At 53.8% G+C, this 19969-nt stretch carries 15 protein-coding genes; 6 read left to right on the top strand and 9 right to left on the bottom strand.

The window, feature by feature from the left end:
- Nucleotides 1-10: 10 nt before the first annotated feature.
- The 8 genes from EBB_RS23755 to EBB_RS23790 all read right to left on the bottom strand — a co-directional run bounded on the left by EBB_RS23755 (nt 11) and on the right by EBB_RS23790 (nt 11827).
- Nucleotides 11-2713 carry an EAL domain-containing protein gene (locus EBB_RS23755; RefSeq protein WP_192396116.1) on the bottom strand — a complete coding sequence of 901 codons (2703 nt, stop codon included), beginning with the start codon at nt 2711-2713 and terminating at the stop codon, nt 11-13.
- Between the two features lie 6 nt (nt 2714-2719).
- A complete protein-coding gene (locus EBB_RS23760; RefSeq protein WP_192396117.1) occupies nt 2720-6019 on the bottom strand; it encodes a PAS domain S-box protein in 3300 nt (1099 codons plus the stop codon).
- A 3-nt stretch (nt 6020-6022) separates the two neighbouring features.
- Nucleotides 6023-6541 carry a TOL_0243 family YfiR-like periplasmic protein gene (locus EBB_RS23765; protein ID WP_229427635.1) on the bottom strand — a complete coding sequence of 173 codons (519 nt, stop codon included), beginning with the start codon at nt 6539-6541 and terminating at the stop codon, nt 6023-6025.
- A 221-nt stretch (nt 6542-6762) separates the two neighbouring features.
- Nucleotides 6763-9225: a TonB-dependent siderophore receptor gene (locus EBB_RS23770; RefSeq protein ID WP_192396119.1), complete on the bottom strand. Its 2463-nt coding sequence runs from the start codon at nt 9223-9225 to the stop codon at nt 6763-6765.
- Nucleotides 9226-9510: 285 nt separating this feature from the next.
- Entirely contained in the window at nt 9511-9960 is a 450-nt protein-coding gene (locus tag EBB_RS23775) for a roadblock/LC7 domain-containing protein (protein WP_192396120.1), read from the bottom strand.
- Between the two features lie 20 nt (nt 9961-9980).
- Nucleotides 9981-10394, bottom strand: coding sequence for a roadblock/LC7 domain-containing protein (locus tag EBB_RS23780; protein WP_033155353.1), 414 nt, complete (start codon nt 10392-10394; stop codon nt 9981-9983).
- Nucleotides 10395-10427: 33 nt separating this feature from the next.
- Nucleotides 10428-10976, bottom strand: coding sequence for a V4R domain-containing protein (locus tag EBB_RS23785; protein WP_051669630.1), 549 nt, complete (start codon nt 10974-10976; stop codon nt 10428-10430).
- A 23-nt stretch (nt 10977-10999) separates the two neighbouring features.
- Complete coding sequence (locus EBB_RS23790) at nt 11000-11827, bottom strand: OmpA family protein (protein WP_192396121.1); 828 nt, start codon at nt 11825-11827, stop codon at nt 11000-11002.
- 328 nt (nt 11828-12155) lie between these two features.
- Here EBB_RS23790 and EBB_RS23795 point away from each other — a divergent pair, with 328 nt between their 5' ends.
- On the top strand, nt 12156-12950 hold the full coding sequence (locus EBB_RS23795; protein WP_223146912.1) for an EAL domain-containing protein: 795 nt from the start codon (nt 12156-12158) through the stop codon (nt 12948-12950).
- A 16-nt stretch (nt 12951-12966) separates the two neighbouring features.
- Here EBB_RS23795 and amrS read toward each other — a convergent pair whose 3' ends face one another.
- On the bottom strand, nt 12967-14049 hold the full coding sequence (amrS, locus tag EBB_RS23800; protein ID WP_192396122.1) for an AmmeMemoRadiSam system radical SAM enzyme: 1083 nt from the start codon (nt 14047-14049) through the stop codon (nt 12967-12969).
- Between the two features lie 154 nt (nt 14050-14203).
- Here amrS and amrB point away from each other — a divergent pair, with 154 nt between their 5' ends.
- The 5 genes from amrB (at nt 14204) to edd (ending at nt 19865) form a co-directional block, all read left to right on the top strand.
- Nucleotides 14204-14983 (top strand): AmmeMemoRadiSam system protein B, encoded by a 780-nt coding sequence (gene amrB, locus EBB_RS23805; protein WP_192396123.1) that lies wholly within the window; start codon nt 14204-14206, stop codon nt 14981-14983.
- Nucleotides 14970-15527: an AmmeMemoRadiSam system protein A gene (amrA, locus tag EBB_RS23810; RefSeq protein ID WP_192396124.1), complete on the top strand. Its 558-nt coding sequence runs from the start codon at nt 14970-14972 to the stop codon at nt 15525-15527. Before amrB ends, amrA begins: the two co-directional genes overlap by 14 nt.
- A 204-nt stretch (nt 15528-15731) precedes the next feature.
- Entirely contained in the window at nt 15732-17198 is a 1467-nt protein-coding gene (gene zwf, locus EBB_RS23815; protein WP_192396125.1) for a glucose-6-phosphate dehydrogenase, read from the top strand.
- A 31-nt stretch (nt 17199-17229) separates the two neighbouring features.
- Complete coding sequence (pgl, locus tag EBB_RS23820; protein ID WP_192396126.1) at nt 17230-17940, top strand: 6-phosphogluconolactonase; 711 nt, start codon at nt 17230-17232, stop codon at nt 17938-17940.
- 104 nt (nt 17941-18044) lie between these two features.
- Nucleotides 18045-19865, top strand: a complete 1821-nt coding sequence (gene edd / locus EBB_RS23825) for a phosphogluconate dehydratase (protein ID WP_192396127.1) — start codon at nt 18045-18047, stop codon at nt 19863-19865.
- Nucleotides 19866-19969 lie beyond the last annotated feature (104 nt).

Below are 19969 nucleotides of genomic sequence, written 5' to 3' on the forward strand. Positions count from 1 at the left end.
ATCCAAAAGATTACGGCTTTTTAATACACAGCGCTTCAAAATCAGCCAACGGTATCGGCTTACTGAACAAGTAGCCCTGATATAACTGGCAGCCTTGCCGTTCCAAGAAAGTCAACTGCTCTTCGGTTTCAACGCCTTCGGCGATACTTTCGATGCCCAAGTTATCGGCCATGCCGATGATGGTTTGCACAATCACCGCATCACTTTGAGATACCGTAATATTGCGCACGAAGGACTGATCGATCTTCAATTGGTCTATCGGTAACTTGGTCAGATAGTTCAGCGACGAATAGCCGGTGCCAAAATCGTCCATAGAAAAACGCACGCCAAAATCACGCAGTTGCTGCATCTTCACAATTGCATCGTCAATGTCATCCAGCACCAAACTCTCGGTGAGCTCTAGTTTCAGCCGATTGGGACTCAAGTCGCAGCGCGCCAGCGCAAGCCGCACTTGCTCAACGAAATCATCCTGATGAAACTGCAGGGCACTGACATTTACAGCAAGCTGTAACTCAGACTTAAGCGGATCGTTTTCCCAGGCTTTGAGCTGCGCACAAGCCGAGTCCATCACCCATTTGCCTATCGGCAAGATCAAGCCAGTGTCCTCGGCCAGTGGAATAAATTCCATAGGCGAAACCAAACCGCGCTCGGGATGGAGCCAGCGTATCAAAACTTCAGCGCCAAGAATCTGACCGGCACGGTTGACCTGCATCTGGTAATACAGCACCAATTGCTGCTCGCTTAGTGCCACACGCAAATTGCTTTCCAATACCGCGCGGGTTTCCAAAGCAGCCTGCATGACCGGATCGTAAAACAGCAGCTTGTTACGGCCGCCGCGTTTGGCTTGGTAAAGGGCGGTATCGGTGTATTTCAGCAATTCCTCTGCCGTAATATGTTGATTGCGAAACATGCAGATACCCATGCTGGCCGAGCAATGGTGATCGTATCCCTGCAACGAATAAGGCTGATCAATGGCAGAAAGGATTTTACCCGCCAGCATTTTGGTATGTGCAGACGCGCGGGTTTCGTCCGTGCTTAGGCTGTTCAATATCATCACAAATTCGTCGCCGCCCAGCCTAGCGACGGTATCGCCTTCGCGCACGCATTCTCGGAGACGTTGGGCAACCTCGATCAGCAGTAAATCGCCAATCGTATGGCCTTTGGTATCGTTGAGCGCTTTGAAGTTATCCAGGTCAATAAACAAGGCGGCGCCATGCTTATCATGCCGGGCATTAGTGACTATGGCTTGTTGCAGGCGATCGTAAAGCAGACGGCGATTCGGTAGATTGGTTAGCGGATCGTAAAACGCTAAACGCTCGATCTCCGCTTCCGCCTGTTTTTGAGCCAACGCGCGGCTGAAATTCTCCAAAGCAAAGTTAATATCCATGGACATTTCGACCAACAGGTCGCGCGCCGCATCGTCAAAGGCGTTCACCTCGTCAGCGTACAGTACGAATGCGCCGACCACCCTGTCGTTTCTGAGTAACGGCAACGAAGCCGACGCGGCCCAGCCGGCGCGTAAACCTTGTTGTCGCCATGGCACGGTGATCGGATCATTAATGAAATCCTGGCACCAGCAAGGGCGCCGTTCGCGAATCGCAATGCTGGTAGGGCTTTGGCCGAAAGCGCTGTCGGCATCCATGCACATATCTATAGTAGCCAACTCTTCCGCACCTTCCCCAAAACTGGCGACCGGGCGTATCGAGCACTGATCGGCGGCAAACAAGCCAACCCACGCCATTTTCATACCGCCAAACTCCACGGCGGCGCGGCAGATTTTCAGGAACAATTCGGTTTCGTCGGCACTGTGTACGATGGCTTTATTGCAATGACTCAAGGCCGCATAGAGCTGCATGTGGCGTTGAACTTTCGCTTCTGCCGCTTTACGCTCGGTCACGTCGCGGGCAATTCCGAGTACGCCTATCGGTTTACCGTCCTGATTCAACACCGGTGTCTTCAGGGTTTCGAACAAGCCGTAGTAACCGTTATCAGCGAAAGTCAGCCATTCTTCGTTAGCGCAAACCTTGCCGGCAGCCAGGGCTTTGCGATCATTTTCCCGGAAAAAATCGGCCAGTTCCCTGGAGGTAAACACGTAATCGGTCTTGCCGACGATGTCGGCTTCCTTGGCGCCGTATAAGCGTTCGAATTGCAGATTGCAGCTGATATAGACACCCTGCAAATCCTTTAACCAGACCAGATCGGGAATAGTGCGCAGCAAGGTGCTCATTAGGCTATGGGCTGCCACCAGATCGTTCAGACTGGCCCTGAGCTTTTTCTCGCTATCCAGGAGTTGGTGGCTACGCTCTTCCACCAATTCTTCCAGATGATTGCGTAGCCGGTCGATTTCCAAATGTGTGCGCACGCGGGCCAGCAACTCCTCACGTTGATACGGCTTGGTGACAAAGTCCACCGCGCCTAGCTCAAAGCCTTGGACTTTTTCTTCCGGGTCCGACAGCGCGCTGATGAAAATAATCGGCACATGGCGGGTATCCGGATGCGCTTTGAGCAGACGGCAAACCTCAAAGCCGCCCATACCCGGCATCAGAATATCCAGCAACACCAAATCAGGCGGATTGGCGGTAGCAAAATTAACAGCCAGCTCACCGTTTATCGCCGAGCGCACCTCATACCCTTCGGCCTTAAGCAGATCCGACAGCAACTTCAAAGACGCCGAAGTGTCGTCAACGACCAGAATTTTGCCTGCATTTACCATGATGTTTTAGTTAGTTCCCAATAGATTAAGAATAGTCGGATACTCATAAGATTCGGCAAGCCGAGTCAATGCCGCGGCCACCCGCAGATCGTACGCCGCAATCTGTTGAATAATCCCGCCTATGCGCTCACTATCCAGATTATTCACCGCCAACTGCAAATCCTCGTGTAAATTCGGCGGCACGACCGACAGCATCTCCGGCGTCAAAATCACGTCCTCCGGCATCATTGCGGGTGAGTCTGCATAAACATAGCGCACGCCTAATAGCCGGGTTAGACAGTCGTAAATTTCGCTGGCCCGGAAAGGCTTACAGATTAAGTCGTCCATACCGGCCGCCATGATATCCGCCCGTTGCTCGGTGAAAGCCGACGCCGTCACAGCCACTATCTTCACCTGTTTACCACCCGGCAAGGTTCGAATGATTCTGGTTGCTTCCAAACCATCCATGACCGGCATCTGTATATCCATCCAGATTAAGTTTGGCTGCCAACTTTGGAAACATGCCACGCCCAACTCGCCATTCTCGGCCACCTTAACCTGAAAGCCCACGGCCTCCATCAGATTCACCAGCAATAATCGATTCTCCAGCTGATCTTCGACTATCAGAATCCGATAATTATCCTGCCCTGGTATCAGCCCCAGAACCATGCGTTCTTCCAATCGATACAAATCGGTGATATCGGCTGCCTGCGCCTGTTTCAATGGCACATCGATGCGAAACAGCGAACCTTGTCCCGGTGCACTTTCCAGGCTAATAGAGCCCTTCATTAATTGCACAAATTGCCGGGTGATGCTTAAACCCAACCCGGTACCTTTGTTGTCGGCCAGGCGCCCTATCTGCACAAACGGTTCGAAAATGTGCTTTTGGTCTTCAGCGGCAATACCAGGACCAGAGTCCTCGACTTCAATCAACAGATGGGCGATGGCGTTGTTCTTGGTGGACAAGCGTATTACCACCCCGCCTTGCTGGGTAAATTTCAACGCGTTGCCCACCAGATTGATCAATACCTGGCGCAAGCGGGCCTGGTCGCCGATGATATAGCGCGGAAATGCCGACGACTGATCGATAACTATTTGCAGGTTTTTCTCGGCTGCACGTACCTGCATCATCTTCATCACATCAAGCACCATTTCCCCCAAATCGAATGGTGCGTCTTCCAATTGGACGCGCCCCGCTTCTATCTTGGCCATTTCCAGCACGTCATTAATCAAGTTCAGCAAGTGCTCGCCGCTACGATTGATAATTTCGACGTTGGCGCGATCACTGTCCTGCAGCCGGGAGTTTTTCAGCAGTATGGCCGAAAAACCCAGAATGGCATTCATCGGGGTGCGCAGTTCGTGGCTCATGTTAGCCAGGAATACACTCTTGGCTTTATTGGCCGCTTCGGCGGCGTCGCGAGCCAACAGCAGTTCAGCCGTACGTTGCTGTACGGTATTTTCCAATTCATTTCGGTAGCGCATCAGTTCATGTTCTGCGCGTTTGCGATCAGTGATATCGCGGGCAATTTTGGAAGCCCCGACAATTTCGCCTTGCGAATTTCGCAACGGCGATACCGTTACCGAAACGTCAATCAATTGTCCATCCTTGCGGCGGCGGATCGTCTCATAATGCCTGATCGATTCTCCCCGTCTAACTCTATCCTGGATTTCCCGCTCCTCATTTTGGCATTCGTCGGGAATTAGAATAGCAATCGAATGACCGACGATCTCGTCGGCCCTATAGCCAAACATACGTTCCGCGCCCTTGTTCCAGCTGGTAATCAGGCTATCCAGGGTTTTACCGATGATGGCATCTTCGGTGGATTCAATAATCGCGGCGTATTCCGACAACAATTTCTCGGCGTTTTTGCGCTCGCTAATATCCCGGCAAATCGCCAGGTTGTATGTCTTGCCATCGAACTCAAAGCAGTTACCCGTCACTTCCACCGGAAAAACCCGGCCATCACGCGTCCGGTGATGGGTTTCAAATTGCATCTGCCGGCTCACGGCCAACGTTGGCCAAAATCCGTCCCACACATCCGGCGACCAGCTGGGATCAATATCGAACACCCCCATACCGCGGGTAAGCTCATCTCGACTGTAGCCTAATCGGTTGGCGGCACCCTGATTCGCATAAAGAAATTTCGGATCGTTCCCCGGCATCAGGAATATGGATTCCTTCACTTGATCCAGGGCATAAGTCAGCAATTGTAGTTGGTGCTGCGCCTGTTTCCGCTCAGTCAGATCATAAACCAAGCCGACGTACCCGCTAATGGCGCCGCCCTCTCTTTGTAAGGCCGTTATAGAAAGATTGACCGGCACGCGTGTCCCGTCTTTGCAGATAAAAGTCCACTCGTTTTCTTCGGGTAGATGTCGTTGGGAACGCGCCGTAAAGACTTCGAATCCGGGAGGAATCAAGACGCCCAGTTCCTCAGATAAGGTCTGAGCACGCTGCTGAATCTCGGCTGCATCGTGCCAAAGTGCCGGCGTTTGTTTGCCTATCAACTCGTCGGCCGTATACCCCAACAAGCGCTCCGCGGCTAAATTGAAGCTGGTGATAGTGCCGTCTGCGGATGTAGAGACAATCGCGTAGGCCGCATTATCCAAAATCGTGCGGTGGAAGACGTTTAGCCGGAACAATGCCATTTCACGTTCCTCAACCGCTTCCAACATCGCATTGAAGCTTTGCCCCAAACGCGCTAATTCATCGGTGCCGACGACAGGAACGCGGTGCCGGTAGTCGGCGGACAGCCGAACCCGCTCCGCCGCAACGGTTAAGGAAGCAATCGGCTGAATGATAGTCCGCCGCAGCACCGCCAGTTGCCCTAAGGTAGCAGCCAACAGCACCAGCATGCCGGCACCGAATAACCAGAGCAGCTGGTGGGTTTGCTGGCTCAATTGCTCCAAACCCATCACGATGCGCAGGCGCCCGCCTTTGCCTAAACTCTGCAGCAACTCCGCAGTATCGTGGTTTAGATAAATGCCATCGGCTAAGGTTGATGCACTCCGCGGCGGCTCAGAGGCGGTGTGGTTGAGGCTGGCCAGCATCCTTCCGCCATCCAAAAAAATATCCGCCTCTTGAATTTGCGGATTGGCGCGCAAGGTATCCAAAACTTCCTGGGCCCGAGAGGGGTCTTCGAAAGCCACCGCCGCCTCTGTACCCACAGCAACCAACTGCGCGTAAGGTTCCATGATCTGCCGGACGCGCTGTTCCAAGGTCATGCTGTGAAACAGCGCCAGCCCGGCTACAGCCAACACAAACGCCAACAGCGCCGCCCCCCACAGCACAGCGGCAAGTCTGTTGTAAATAGTGGCTTGGATGGACATGATTTATCTCATTCGGCGCATCTCGCCGTTTTCCAAAATCTCACTGGACACTTCCAACATTTTGGTCTGAATCGTCAAGGAAACCGCTCGGGCTTGATCGAGGTTGATGCTCATCCGCACCCTATCCGTCACTTGAAATCCTATGACTCCACCATCCGGCAAGAATTCCGGCTCGTCACTGACCGTCAGGACCGGTTGCTGTTTCAACACCGCGAGCGCCGTGCGCCGCTTTGCGGCATCCGCATAAGCCATGAAAACAATCTGACATGGCGGCAATTCTGCCACCGTGGCGGCGCGAACAATGACAAAGCCACGGCCCTGCTCCGTTCGTCCGCGCAAGGTGGTTTCTAAAATATCGCCAAACGGATCGGGTCCCAGAACACCGATACACCAAGGCGCATTTCCGGCGGGAAGCGCCTGTTTCGGCCAAACCACGTAATGGGCAAAATTGCGCAGAAAGGCCGCTTTTACTTTATAGGGGTTATCGACTACTACCTCCTGGCCGACTGCCAAACTCGACACTAGCAGCGCAACAAGCCAAAGAGCCACCCTGGCCTTACGCCTTGCACATACCCTATTACCCACGCAGTGTTCGCAAGGCAGATTTGAATTCGCGTTCAAAACCTTACCCCTTGCCTAACACATCCGGCATAAATGTCCATATCGGCAACGCCCAAGGCGCACCGGCTTGCCGCAGCGAAACAGTACCCATAGTCGGCCAGAGTCATAGTCTTAGCCCCTGCTCAGAACTTCACCGAAAAGTTGACCATCAACTCACGGGGCCTGCTACGGCTGCTTTGCGAAGGCCGGTATTGTTCGTCAAGCAAGTTTTTGCCCATCAGGTCCACGCTCATACTATGCCCTCCCACTTCCCAGGTATAACCAATAAGGGCGTTCAACAAAGCATAAGTTTGCCGGGAGCTAGCCGGGCTATCGGGTAACAAAGTCTGATCGAAGACCAAATTGACGCCACCGCCCAGATGTAAGCCGCGCAACGCCTCAACACTAAAGTCGTAACGTGTCCATAGGTTGGCGAGATGCGGCGCGCTCATTTGCAGCGGAGCGTTGTGGAAGCGATTGACATTCTTGTAGTTAGCCAGTCCCGCCGCATCGAGCGTGCCCGGATCTTGGGCCAGGATGGCATCGTCCCGACCGCTGAATTCGGTAATCCTGGCATCCATGTAGCTGTAGGACAGATAAAGTTGCCATTCGTCTGTCAGTTTAGCCGTGGCGTCCCATTCAATACCCCGGGAACGCTGTTCGCCGCTTTGCAGACCGTAAATGGTGATGCCGCCGGCAGAATTGGTCAACGCCATATCGTTGACGATGTTTTTATTTAAGATCTCGAAGTAAGTCAGCGTGCCGGACAAACGACCGTCAAACCAGTCCGCCTTAATACCGACATCATAGCCCCAGCCCTCAGTAGGCTTAGGAATCGACGCGCTACCGTCGAGATTGTTGGCCGGGAAGGTGCCGGGCACGAACGATTCGGCATAGCTGGCGAACAAGGACCATTCGGGTGTCAGCTTGAAAAGCAGCCCGTATTGGGGCGTGACCGCGCTTGCGGTGGCGCCTTGTGCTTGGCCGGTCTGGCGGTTTGTGTATTGGCTTTCTGTTGATGTCCAGCGCCAACCGCTCAACAACAGCAAACGGTCATCGAAAAAACCGAAGGTAGAGCTGCCGTAGACCGATTTGTCGATAGCGTTCACATTCTCGTCGGTAAGGCTTGTCGTTAGCCGGGATAAGGGGATCGCCGTATGGCGGTTCCAGGTGCTGGGGTTGCCGAGATCCCACAAAGGCAAGGGCGAAGCGGTGGGATTGCTGCCCAAGGCCGGATCGTTAGGTGCCTGGCCGGCGGCACGATGGAAGTTGCGGTCAATGTATTGACCGCCCAACAGCAAGCGCAGACTGGCGAAGCCCAGGTCATACTTGCCCACGCCTTGCAGTTCTATCGTGTCGTCACGATTGCTATAGACTTGCTGCCTGACCCGGCGACCCTGCATTAACGTAGTGTTATTACTCATACCTAAGTTACCGGTAAACAACGCATCGACATCGTATTCCAGATGCGAATAGCCGGTACGCAGATTCCAGTGTTCGTCGGCCTTAAAGTCTATCCAGGTACTGAGGTTATGGGTGTTGCTATGCCGGTAGTCGCTGTAGGCCATGCTGTTCCAATTGTCGGGCAAGCCCGGCACATCGACGGCTGAGAGGTTGGGATCGGCGGCAGAGGGCAATACGCCGACCTGAGTGCTGTAGCCTGGCTTCTGCATCAGCTGGGGCTCTTCGATCTTTTCGAAGTTTTCGTATTTTAACGAGACACTCAGGCGGTCGCTGGGTTGCCAAAGTAAAGAAGGCGAGATATTCCAGGAATGCGCATCATACGGTTCCCAGTAATGCATATCCTGATCGTAGGAAGCCGCCAGCCGGTAGAAAAGGTTTTTTGTAGCCGGTCCCGTCACGTCAACATCAAAACGGTACTGCCCGTAGGAGCCGTAACGTGCATCCGCGTTAGCGGCAAACCGGCGCTGCGGATTTTTAGTGATGACGTTGACGATACCGCCGGGCGCGACCTGACCGTATAGAAACGACGCCGGCCCCTTGACCACTTCAAGCCGCGAGATATTGGTGAAATCCAAAATGGACGGACCGTGGACGCCGTCGCGCAACGTGTGAATATTGCCGCCGGCCAGAGAACCCACTGCAAAGCCGCGAATGGCCAAGTTGGCGTTGCCTTCGTTGAAGTCGTTGCTGCGGTAAGTGACTCCCGGCGAATAGCGGGCTATGTCGAAAATATCGCGGGGTTTTTGATCCTTGATGAACGACTCGGTAAAGGCTTGGAGCGCAAACGGCAAGTCGCTGATCGGTGCATCGAAACGGGAGCCGGACACCGAATTCGAAGCAAGGTAGCCGCTATCAAGCTGGGAAGACACATCGAACGGCGACACCTTGACATTCACCAGCTCCAGCAGATCCATATCCGCCACTTCCCTGCCGGCCTCATCGGCCTGTTCGGAAAGACGGGTGTCGATAACAGCATCGTCAGCCGCTTTCAAATCAGTCGAAAACGTCCGGCCAGCCTGGGAATCGGCTTCGAAGTCGCCGCCGGGTTCCGCCGCCATCGTTAAGGGCTGGCGCAGCACACTAAACACAAAAACCAGTCCGATAGACCAGCCGACGCCAAATTGAGACCCACAGTCTTTCATTTTGCATCCCCCCAGTGAGATTTATTAACCCGGCCCTTAAACATTACTTACACCCGCCTGGATTTCGACGAGCTCAGCCCGGACGGCATACCCGCGATCAATACGGCCGGGTTAATAACGCGAAGATCTAGTTATTTTTTTGAAACCGCGGGACAACACCCGCCGTTCACTAAACAGCTTAGTTCAGTTGGTAACGGAGGGCAATTTCTACGATCTGGGGGATGGGGTTTCTCGCAACAACCGGGCGAGAAGGAAGACACGACGGCTGGATACACTTGCCATCGTCTATTTAGCCTGACTCAACACAGAGGCCAGATTGACACCCTTGGGACTGGAAATACACAAAATGATAGGCCCGACGCTGAGCATTGCCAGCTTGTTGACAGCACCGACAATGACGATCTGCTCGATCTCGCCCAGACCCAGCGAGGTTTCACCGTGCTGTGCAGCACGAATGGTTTCCTGAATAATCGCCCCGAACGCATCCGCATCCATATTGGACGCTTCCGCGGATTGGGCCAGAATCAGGCCGTCATGGTAGGCTGCGCAAGCGCTTACGCCCTCGATCTTGACCACTTTATCCACCACAGACTGCACGGCGTCGATAAATGCCGCGCGCTTCAGGCGGGTGGCTTCGCTGACATTGACGATGTCGGCCGCAGGTTGTCGGCGCGCGGCGAGATAATCGTCGGCGAGCGTATCCAACTGCGCCAACTGCGATTCAAACCAATGCATATTCAGGCTCTAGGCAGCGGTTAATTGGCCAGATAACTGGTGAACAGTTTTTTCAACACCGGTATGGTTTCTTTCAATTCAAACCGCACCCGCCCCAACAATGCTTCCCGTTGGGTGACCAGAGCCAGAATAAAACCCGCGTCTATCGGCGTCGATAAAATGTAACCGTCGTTGTTTTCGCAGATCACCATATTGGTCAAATGATGACCGACGTGTTGCGCCGCTTTGGCCGCCGCGCCGAACACGACCTGGACCGAGGCACCGATGGCGTCGGTGTTGATTTCAAAATCGCGGTGGATATGCGTGACAAAGCCGTCGCTATCGACAATGGCAGCCGCCGACACGCCCTGGATGTTCATCAGATTGCGCAAGATGGAATCTATTTCGTTGTTCTGAGATTTTCGCGGATCGAGAAATTGGACATTACTACTCATGTTGCTCTCCTGCTGCTTTTAATAATTATCAACCTACAGTAAATCGACGCGGATTAAACACGTCTTGTCGCCCAGCGCGTTGCACTTGGTTTCGGTGGCCTTCACATTACGATTGAAAAAAGTTTTGACGATGCCGCCGACCATGCCGGCTTCGAAATGGCAAATAGGCGCCGACACATGATGAATACCGGCGCAGGAAACGCATTCGTCCACCCTTAACTCCAGCACGCCCGCGGACAAGTCCACTTTATCCGGCACCACCAGGCCGATACTGAGCTGCCGGCACAGCAATTTGATTTTGCCGACATAGGTTTCCAGGTCTTTATCGATATTGGCAGCGGCAATTTGGCCCATCGCCAAACCCAAACTCTGGCCGGAGTGATAAACCAGCGACGGCGCCCCCTGGCCTAATATGTCTTCTACGTTGGAACCCAAAGCCACCATGCGCAAGGCTTGAAACAAGCGAATGGGAATCAGCGGGCCCAGGTCATTCCGATTTTCGATATCAAACTCGCCGGAAATAATACCGTCGAGAATTTGCTGCTGGGCTATCTGATAATCTGATTTACTGTTTTGTATCATGGCGTCTACCCTCTTCAATTCGGTTAATTATCCACACACTGCAATGCGACCCGACGATTTAAGGCCTGGCCCTCTTTGGTATCGTTCGGCGCCGCCGGATTTCTCATGCCTTCCGATGCGGTGAAGATGGCTGTTGAGCCGATACCTTTGGCGACCAACAGTTTTTTAACGGCATTGGCCCGCGTCAAGCCCAACTGCACATTGGCGGCATCGCTACCCAAATTGCAGGTATGTCCGGTCAGCTTTATCCGCTTTTGGCAGCCTTTGGCGGCGCTCAATAGTTCGTTGCTGCTGTTTGCTGATTCCGACGTTAATTTGCTGGAATCAAATTTGAAATACACGGTAAAAGACGGCGCGCCAGAGGTTTGCGCCGCACTATCCGGTGAGGCTTTGGGAATACCCGCCGCCGTCGGCTCAGTAGGTAACTCAGGCAGCGGGTCCGATGTTTGCGGATTGTCATTGCCGGATGCCGACTGTTGCGCGTCTTGATTCGCAGCAATCGATTGATCCGGTTTAGCCTCGGCAAGCAAGGTTGGAGCCGCTTCTGTTGAGGGCTTCGGCGCTTGGGTATCGGGGGTTGCCGGCTCAGGACTGATGACTGGTGTTGCCTGTTTATTCAAGGCTACGGTCTGGCTAATGGCTGCCGGCTTTTGCGCTAAATCAGGCACTAATACCGCCACCACGGCCAGCAAACCCATCACGCCAAGCAACCACGGCACATGTCGGCGCAAGGGTTTTTTAAAGGTTTTGTCTGATTTGCCTTGCGGGTCGCCGGCACTCTTCCGCGCTTTGTCCGTAGACGGAATAATGCCATCCAGGCCGTCGTGATCGAGTGATCGAGGTTTTTTCATGGAATTCCCTTAAGTTCCGTTTGCCAGAAGCCTGCTGAATAGTTGCAGGGATAGTGTGAGCAGGCACCGACTTAAATTTGTTGGGCTATCATATGCAAGTTTCCCTGCAGAATCAAAATTGATGCTGGTTCAAATAATTAAATCTTAGGATTTGACACTGAACTACTTCAGTGAACCCTGAAACCGACCTGATCCAGTAATCGAAAACTTGCGAATTTAATGATGATTCGCATCAACTTCGCTACACTGCATATTGACGATTGCAAGGAAAGCAAGCCTGCTCAAGCAAGGATGACCAACATCCTGACATCGATTTCGAGAATCCGTTATGCCAGAAAAAACCGCGCCAAATTCCCCACAGACCAACACCAATACCGACCTACCCAGTTGTAACCGTTGCCGAGACCTGGAGGAACTGGATTTCGACTTTAGTTTTGCTTATCAACCCATCGTCAATTTTTTTGCCCGAACCATTTTTGCCCACGAAGCGCTGGTGCGCGGCGTTAACGGTGAATCGGCCGCATCGATACTAGCCAAAGTCACCGATGCCAACCGCTATCGCTTCGACCAAAACTGCCGGATTAAAGCCGTGGAAGGCGCAGCGAGGTTGGGTATCCAAGAGTTTGTGTCGATTAATTTCATGCCGAATGCGGTTTACCAACCCGAAGCCTGCATCCGCTCGACTTTTGAAGCGGCACATCGCTACAACTTTTCCAAGGACCGCATCATTTTCGAAGTAATCGAAGGCGAGGATGTTTCCGACCGTCCGCATTTAATTAATATATTCACCGAATACCGGCGCTTCGGTTTTAAAACCGCTATCGACGATTTCGGCGCGGGCTACGCCGGTCTGAACCTGCTCGCCGAATTCCAGCCGGATGTGCTGAAACTGGACATGGATTTGGTGCGCGACATCAATCTCAGCAAGCCCAAGCAGGCGATTGTCGCCGGGGTTGTGCAAATCTGCCGCGAACTGGGCATCGAAGTGCTGGCGGAAGGCATTGAAACCAAGGCCGAGCGAGATTTTCTGCTGGGCTGCGGCGTCACGCTATTTCAAGGCTACCTGTTCTGCAAACCGACATTTCAGGCTATCGGCCAAATCAATCCGGACGCCTGGTCTTAACGGCAAACCCGCTACCTTAAAACTTGACCGCCCGGCGCTTGGCGCCCCAATCGCCGGGTAAAGGGTTAAACACGCCGGCACAAGAACGTCCGCAAAACCGGCAGTTACCGGCGGCGTCCAAATTCCAATCGGATAATTCGTACCAATCGCGGCCGATCAAAATTTTCCCGCAACCGTGGCAATAAGTGCTCTCCGCCGACTTGTCGTGAACATTGCCAACATAGGCGTAACGCACGCCATTTTTCAAGGCAATGCCGCGCGCCAGCAATAATGTGGATCGCGGCGTGTGCGGGGTATCCGTCATTTTCCAATCCGGATGAAACGCGGTGAAATGCATGGGCACATCCGGACCTAGATGCTCGACCACCCATTGGGTCATGGCTTCCAATTCCGTCTCGGAATCGTTGGCGCCGGGAATCAGCAGTGTGGTCAACTCCAACCAAACCGGGGTTTCGTGTTTTAAATACTGCAGCGTTTCCAGCACCGCTTGCAGATGGCCACCGGTGATCTTGTGGTAAAAATCTTCGGAGAAGGCTTTTAAATCGACATTGGCCGCGTCCATGTAGCGGTAAAACTCGGCGCGGGGTTCCGCGCAGACATAACCGGCCGTGACCACCACAGATTTCAAACCCAGCTCCCGACAGGCTTGAGCCGTATCGATGGCGTATTCGTGGAAAACCACCGGATCGTTGTAGGTATAGGCGACGCTGCTGCAAGCGTGCTCCAGTGCGGCTCGGGCTATTGCTTCCGGCTCGGCCCGGCTCATCAGCGTGTCCATCTCCCGCGACTTGCTGATGTCCCAATTCTGGCAAAACTTGCAGGCTAAATTGCAGCCGGCGGTGCCGAAAGAAAAAATCGGCGTGCCGGGTAGAAAATGGTTTAACGGCTTTTTCTCGATGGGATCGATAGCAAAACCGCTGGAGCGGCCGTAACTGGTCATCACGATTTGGTCATGCAGATTCTGCCGCACAAAGCACAAGCCGCGTTGGCCTTCATGCAATTTGCAAAAGCGCGGACACAAGTCGCACTGCACCTTACCGTCGGCCAAGACATGCCAATAACGGGTGGCGGCGGTATCCGCACTGAGTAAAGTAGTCATGGCGATGCTCCTTGAACCCCAAGCTAAAAATCGGGTCGTTATCGGCGAGAGTTAGCAGTAGAATAAACCCTAGGCGAGCGGGGTATTCAATTTTTTGATGCGCAGCTATCGCCCGGCCTCTGATCGTATTAAAACTTTAAAAAAGGATCAGCGCATGAACAGAAAACCCGCCGTCGCAGGACAGTTTTATCCGGCCCACCCCCAACAACTCCATGACGCGGTGTCCGGCTATTTGCAGGACGTACGTCCCACCGGCAAAGTGCCCAAAGCCATGATCGTGCCACACGCCGGATACGTTTATTCCGGGCCGATAGCCGCTAGCGCTTACGCCCGTTTAAAGCCGGCAGCTGCCACCATCACCCGCGTGGTATTGATCGGCCCTTCGCATCGCGTGGCGTTTCGCGGCTTGGCAGTCAGTAGAACTCAGGCTTACACCACCCCGCTCGGTGATGTTGAGGTAGATAAAGTCGCTATCGAAACCTTACTGAGGTTGCCGTTTGTGGAATACATCGAGCAAGCCCACACCCTGGAACACAGCCTGGAAGTGCATCTGCCGTTTCTGCAATCGGTTTTACAGCAATTCACGCTGGTCCCCATCGTGGCCGGCGACGCCAGTCCCGAACAAGTCAGCCAGGCTCTGGAGCTGTTATGGGGCGGCGATGACACCTTGCTGGTGGTCAGCTCCGATCTCAGCCATTACCACGACTACGACACCGCCAAACGTCTGGATCAAGCGACCAGCCGGATGATAGAGCAGTTGCAATACAATGAAATTTGCGGCGAGGCCGCCTGCGGCAAGGTGCCGGTCAATGGCTTGCTGAAGCTACTGAAACAAAAAGGCCTGTCTATTAAAACCATAGATCTGCGCAATTCCGGCGATACGGCCGGCAACAAACAGCAAGTGGTGGGATACGGTGCCTATGTCGTTGACTGAAACCTGGCAAAATCGCTTGCTGGCCCTAGCCCGGCAATCCATAGCCCATGGCTTGCAAACCGGTCGGCCGTTACCGGTCGATTTGGATGCTTATCCAGCGGAATTGCGCGAAATCCGCGCGACTTTCGTCACGCTGGAACGCCGTGGCCAATTGCGCGGTTGTATCGGCATGCTGGAAGCGGTAAGACCTCTAGCGGACGATGTGGCCGAAAATGCTTTTGCGGCAGCGTTCCGGGACCCGCGCTTTCCACCATTGGCCGCTGGTGAACTGGCCGATCTTGATTTACATATTTCCGTGCTTAGCCCCGCCGTAGCGCTGACATTTAAATCCGAAGCGGATCTTATCGCGCAACTTCGCCCCGGCATAGACGGCATCATCTTGCAGGAAGGCGGCCGGCGCGGCACCTTTCTGCCCTCGGTGTGGGAGGATTTACCCGATCCCACCCAGTTTTTACAACACCTAAAACAAAAGGCCGGTTTACCCGCGGCCTATTGGTCGGACACGATACAAGCCTATCGCTATACCACCGAGATGTTCGGCTAACTATCAAGCGTTTCGAGCGCCGCCAACCCAAGTAAATCCTGCCCTGGCGGCCTTTGATCTTGTCCCAAACCGGCAACGAACATTATAATAGCGGTATTTTCGACTGATCCGGGCCCAGAGTTTCCTGCAACGCGCCTTTATTTTGCGCGCTGAAATCGACATGCCAAAGCCGATCAACCCTCTTCTTCATTCCTGGTATCACTAATGAAAAATCAAAATTACAAACCTTGCGACCTGGTGATTTACGGCGCATTGGGTGACCTATCGAAACGAAAGTTACTGATTTCGTTGTATCGTCTGGAAAAATCCAATTTGCTGGAAGCCGATACCCGCATTATCGGCGTTGATCGGCTGGATGAAACCAGCGAAGGCTTCGTCCAAGTTGCGCATAACAGCCTGAAATCGTTCTTAAACAAAGAGATAAACACCGAAATCTGGGACCGGCTGTCGCAAAGATTATCGTACTTAAAAATCGACCTGACTCAACCGGAGCAATATCTGCAGTTGAATGCTGCGGTCGATCCGGAAAAACGGGTGATGGTCAACTATTTTGCCGTGGCGCCGTTTCTATTCAAAAGCATCTGCCAGGGTTTGCAAAGCTGCGGCGTATTGACCGCCGAATCGCGGATGGTCATGGAAAAACCCATCGGCCACGACTTGAAGTCTTCCAAGGAGATCAACGACGTCGTCGAAGAAGTCTTCCAGGAAGATCAGGTCTACCGTATCGACCACTACCTGGGCAAAGAAACGGTATTGAACCTGCTGGCCCTGCGTTTCGCCAATTCCATTTTTACCACCAACTGGAACCACAACACCATCGATCATATCCAGATCACAGTGGGTGAAGACATCGGCATCGAAGGCCGCTGGGAATACTTCGATAAAACCGGCCAGCTGCGCGACATGCTGCAAAACCACTTGCTGCAAATTCTGACCTTCGTAGCGATGGAACCGCCAGCCGATCTGGAAGCGGAAAGCATCCACATGGAAAAAATCAAGGTGTTGAAAGCCTTGCGGCCGATTACCGTGCGTAATGTCGAGGAAAAAACCGTGCGCGGCCAATACACCACCGGCTTCATTAAAGGTGCGGCGGTGCCGGGTTACCTGGAAGAGGAAGGTGCCAACAAAGAAAGCACCACCGAAAGCTTCGTGGCGATCCGGGTGGACATCGACAACTGGCGCTGGGCCGGCGTACCGTTTTATATGCGCACCGGCAAACGCATGCCCAATAAACGTACCGAAATCGTCGTCAACTTCAAACAATTGCCGCACAATATCTTCAAAGACAGCTTCCGCGATTTGCCGGCCAACAAATTGGTGATTCATTTGCAGCCCAACGAAGGCGTGGACGTCGTGATGTTGAATAAGGTGCCGGGTATCGACGGTAATATCAAATTGCAACAAACCAAGCTGGACTTGAGTTTTTCGGAAACCTTCAAGAAAAACAGTATCTTCGGCGGCTATGAAAAACTGATTCTGGAAGCCCTGCGCGGCAACACGACACTGTTTTTAAGCCGCGAGGAAATCGAACAAGCCTGGGCCTGGGTCGATTCGATCCAAGACGCCTGGGCGCAAAACCACAGTGCTCCAAAATCTTACCCGGCTGGCAGCTGGGGGCCGATTGCCTCCGTGGCATTATTGGCCCGCGACGGCCGTGCCTGGGAAGAGTAATTTATCTGTATCCATCACGAGAACAACGAACATGGTTAGAGAATTTTTTTTCGAACAACGTAGCCACCTGTTTACCGCATTGGTTGCCGAATGCCAGGATGTTTTGTCCGAAGCCGTCAGCAAACACGGTCAAGCCACTTTATTGGTGTCCGGCGGCAGCACCCCTGCCCCGCTTTATGAAGCTTTGTCCAAATCCGATTTGAATTGGAAAAAAATCAAGGTGGCATTGGTAGATGAACGCTGGGTGGACAATCAACACAGCGCCAGCAACGAAGCTTTGATTCGCCGCAGCCTGTTAATCAACAACGCCAAAAACGTTGAGTTTATCGGCATGAAAACCCCGGCAGCCAAGGCCAAGCAAGGTCAGGCCGAAACCGAAGCCCGTTACGCCAAACTGCCGCAACCTTTCACGCTGAGCATCGTCGGCATGGGCCCGGACGGCCATACTGCTTCGCTGTTTCCGCACGCTGAAGGGCTGGCCAACGCATTGAGCGAGGACAATCAAAATCTGACCGCGGCCATTACCGCCATTCAGAGCGAAGTGACCGGTGCCAATACGGAACGCCTGACCCTCACCCGCAGCGCCTTATTAAAGTCGGAACGCATCGTGATTTTGTTTACCGGCGAAGATAAGTTGGCGGTATTCAACAGCGCCCAGAAACCGGGCCCAGTAGAGGACATGCCGATCCGGGCCTTGTTGAATCAGGAAGACGTGCCGGTGGAATTGTACTGGGCACCTTAGCCGCTTAATTTTAGGGTGGGTTAGACGCGCATAACCTGATCACTCTCGATTCCAAAACGCCGTTCGGCGCGTCGACACCACCTATCTGCTGCCCTGGAGAGCTTATGCATCCTGTTTTAGAAAAAGTGACCGCCGACGTGGTGGAACGTAGCCGGGAAAGCCGCGCTGCTTATTTGGCCCGCATCGACGCCGCTATTGCCAACGGCCCGCAACGCACCAACCTGCCTTGCGCCAATCTGGCCCACGGTTTTGCCGTCTGTTCGGCGGTTGAAAAAGACGCTCTGTCGCATGCCGTGAAAGCCAACGTCGGCATTATCTCCGCTTACAACGATATGCTGTCGGCGCACGAACCGTATCAACACTATCCGGAATTGATCAAGCAGGCGGTGCGCGAAGCCGGCGGCGTCGCCCAATTCGCGGGCGGCGTGCCGGCCATGTGCGACGGCGTGACGCAAGGTATGCCGGGCATGGAATTATCGCTGTTCAGCCGCGACGTGATTGCGTTATCCACCGCTATCGGCTTGAGCCACAACATGTTCGACGCCGCTCTGTATTTGGGCGTCTGCGACAAAATCGTACCCGGCTTGCTGATTGGCGCTTTGAGTTTCGGCCACTTGCCTGCCGTTTTCGTGCCGGCCGGGCCGATGACCACCGGCATTTCCAATAAGGAAAAATCCCGCACCCGGCAAAAATTCGCTGAAGGCAAAGTCGGCGAAAAGGAACTGCTGGAATCGGAATCCAAAGCCTACCACAGCCCTGGCACCTGCACCTTCTACGGCACCGCCAACAGCAATCAGATGATGGTGGAAATCATGGGCCTGCACTTGCCGGGCAGTTCATTCGTCAACCCTTACACCCCGCTGCGCGACGAATTAACCAAAGCCGCTGCCAAACAAGTGTTGAAGTTCACCGCGCTGGGTGACGACTTCCGGCCGATTGCCCACGTCGTCAACGAAAAAGCCATCATCAACGCGATTATCGGCTTGCTGGCCACCGGCGGCTCGACCAATCACACCATCCATTTGATCGCCATCGCCCGCGCGGCCGGCATTATCATCAACTGGGACGATTTCGATAATCTATCCAAAGCCATTCCGTTATTGACCAAGATTTACCCGAACGGCCCGGCCGACGTCAATCAGTTCCAGGCTGCCGGCGGCATGGGCTTGTTGATTCAGGAATTGCTCGAGCATGGTTTACTGCACGGCGACATTTTGACCATCGGCGACCAGCGCGGCATGGCGCAATACAGCCAAGTGCCGACGCTGAACGACGGCAGGCTCAGCTGGGAAGCAGGGCCAGCGGTTTCGCTGGATCCGGACGTGATTAGCAGTGTGGAACACCCCTTCGCTGCGGGCGGCGGCCTACACGTGATGCACGGCAACCTGGGCCGCGGTGTCTCGAAAATTTCCGCAGTCGCGGAAAAGCATCAGGTGGTTACCGCGCCGGCGATGGTATTCGACGACCAACTGGACGTGGTGGCTGCCTTCAAACGCGGCGAACTGGAAAAAGACGTGATCGTGGTGTTGCGCTTCCAGGGCCCAAAAGCCAACGGCATGCCGGAACTGCATAAATTGACGCCTGTGTTGGGCGTATTGCAAGACCGGGGCTTTCATGTCGCCTTGGTCACGGACGGCAGAATGTCCGGCGCGTCCGGCAAGGTACCGTCGGCGATCCACATGTGGCCGGAATGCATAGACGGCGGCCCACTGGCCAAAGTCCGCGACGGCGACATCATCGCGCTGAACACCCAAACCGGCGAAGTCAACGTCCAGGTGGATCAAGCCGAATTCGATGCTAGAGTGCCAACGCCGAACAGCGCCACCGGCCATCATTTTGGTATGGGTCGCGAACTGTTTGGCGCGATGCGGGCAAACGCATCCACCTCGGAAACCGGAGCGACCAATCTGTTTTTCGTAGACTGATATTCACACGTTTTAAGCAATGCCGTCTTAGTTTCACTTTGCCAAATCCGTCCTTCCCGCGGAAGGACGACTTTCTTGAAACCAGAATTAAGCAACATTGTGTC

Origin of the sequence: Methylomonas fluvii (assembly GCF_014850975.1) — a bacterium.
Lineage (GTDB): Bacteria > Pseudomonadota > Gammaproteobacteria > Methylococcales > Methylomonadaceae > Methylomonas > Methylomonas fluvii.

Coding starts and splice junctions, on each gene's coding strand:
- EBB_RS23755 (WP_192396116.1), bottom strand. CDS start 2,713: ATGGTAAATGCAGGCAAAATTCTGGTCGTTGACGACACTTCGGCGTCT.
- EBB_RS23760 (WP_192396117.1), bottom strand. CDS start 6,019: ATGTCCATCCAAGCCACTATTTACAACAGACTTGCCGCTGTGCTGTGG.
- EBB_RS23770 (WP_192396119.1), bottom strand. CDS start 9,225: ATGAAAGACTGTGGGTCTCAATTTGGCGTCGGCTGGTCTATCGGACTG.
- EBB_RS23775 (WP_192396120.1), bottom strand. CDS start 9,960: ATGCATTGGTTTGAATCGCAGTTGGCGCAGTTGGATACGCTCGCCGAC.
- EBB_RS23780 (WP_033155353.1), bottom strand. CDS start 10,394: ATGAGTAGTAATGTCCAATTTCTCGATCCGCGAAAATCTCAGAACAAC.
- EBB_RS23785 (WP_051669630.1), bottom strand. CDS start 10,976: ATGATACAAAACAGTAAATCAGATTATCAGATAGCCCAGCAGCAAATT.
- EBB_RS23790 (WP_192396121.1), bottom strand. CDS start 11,827: ATGAAAAAACCTCGATCACTCGATCACGACGGCCTGGATGGCATTATT.
- EBB_RS23795 (WP_223146912.1), top strand. CDS start 12,156: ATGCCAGAAAAAACCGCGCCAAATTCCCCACAGACCAACACCAATACC.
- amrS (WP_192396122.1), bottom strand. CDS start 14,049: ATGACTACTTTACTCAGTGCGGATACCGCCGCCACCCGTTATTGGCAT.
- amrB (WP_192396123.1), top strand. CDS start 14,204: ATGAACAGAAAACCCGCCGTCGCAGGACAGTTTTATCCGGCCCACCCC.
- amrA (WP_192396124.1), top strand. CDS start 14,970: ATGTCGTTGACTGAAACCTGGCAAAATCGCTTGCTGGCCCTAGCCCGG.
- zwf (WP_192396125.1), top strand. CDS start 15,732: ATGAAAAATCAAAATTACAAACCTTGCGACCTGGTGATTTACGGCGCA.
- pgl (WP_192396126.1), top strand. CDS start 17,230: ATGGTTAGAGAATTTTTTTTCGAACAACGTAGCCACCTGTTTACCGCA.
- edd (WP_192396127.1), top strand. CDS start 18,045: ATGCATCCTGTTTTAGAAAAAGTGACCGCCGACGTGGTGGAACGTAGC.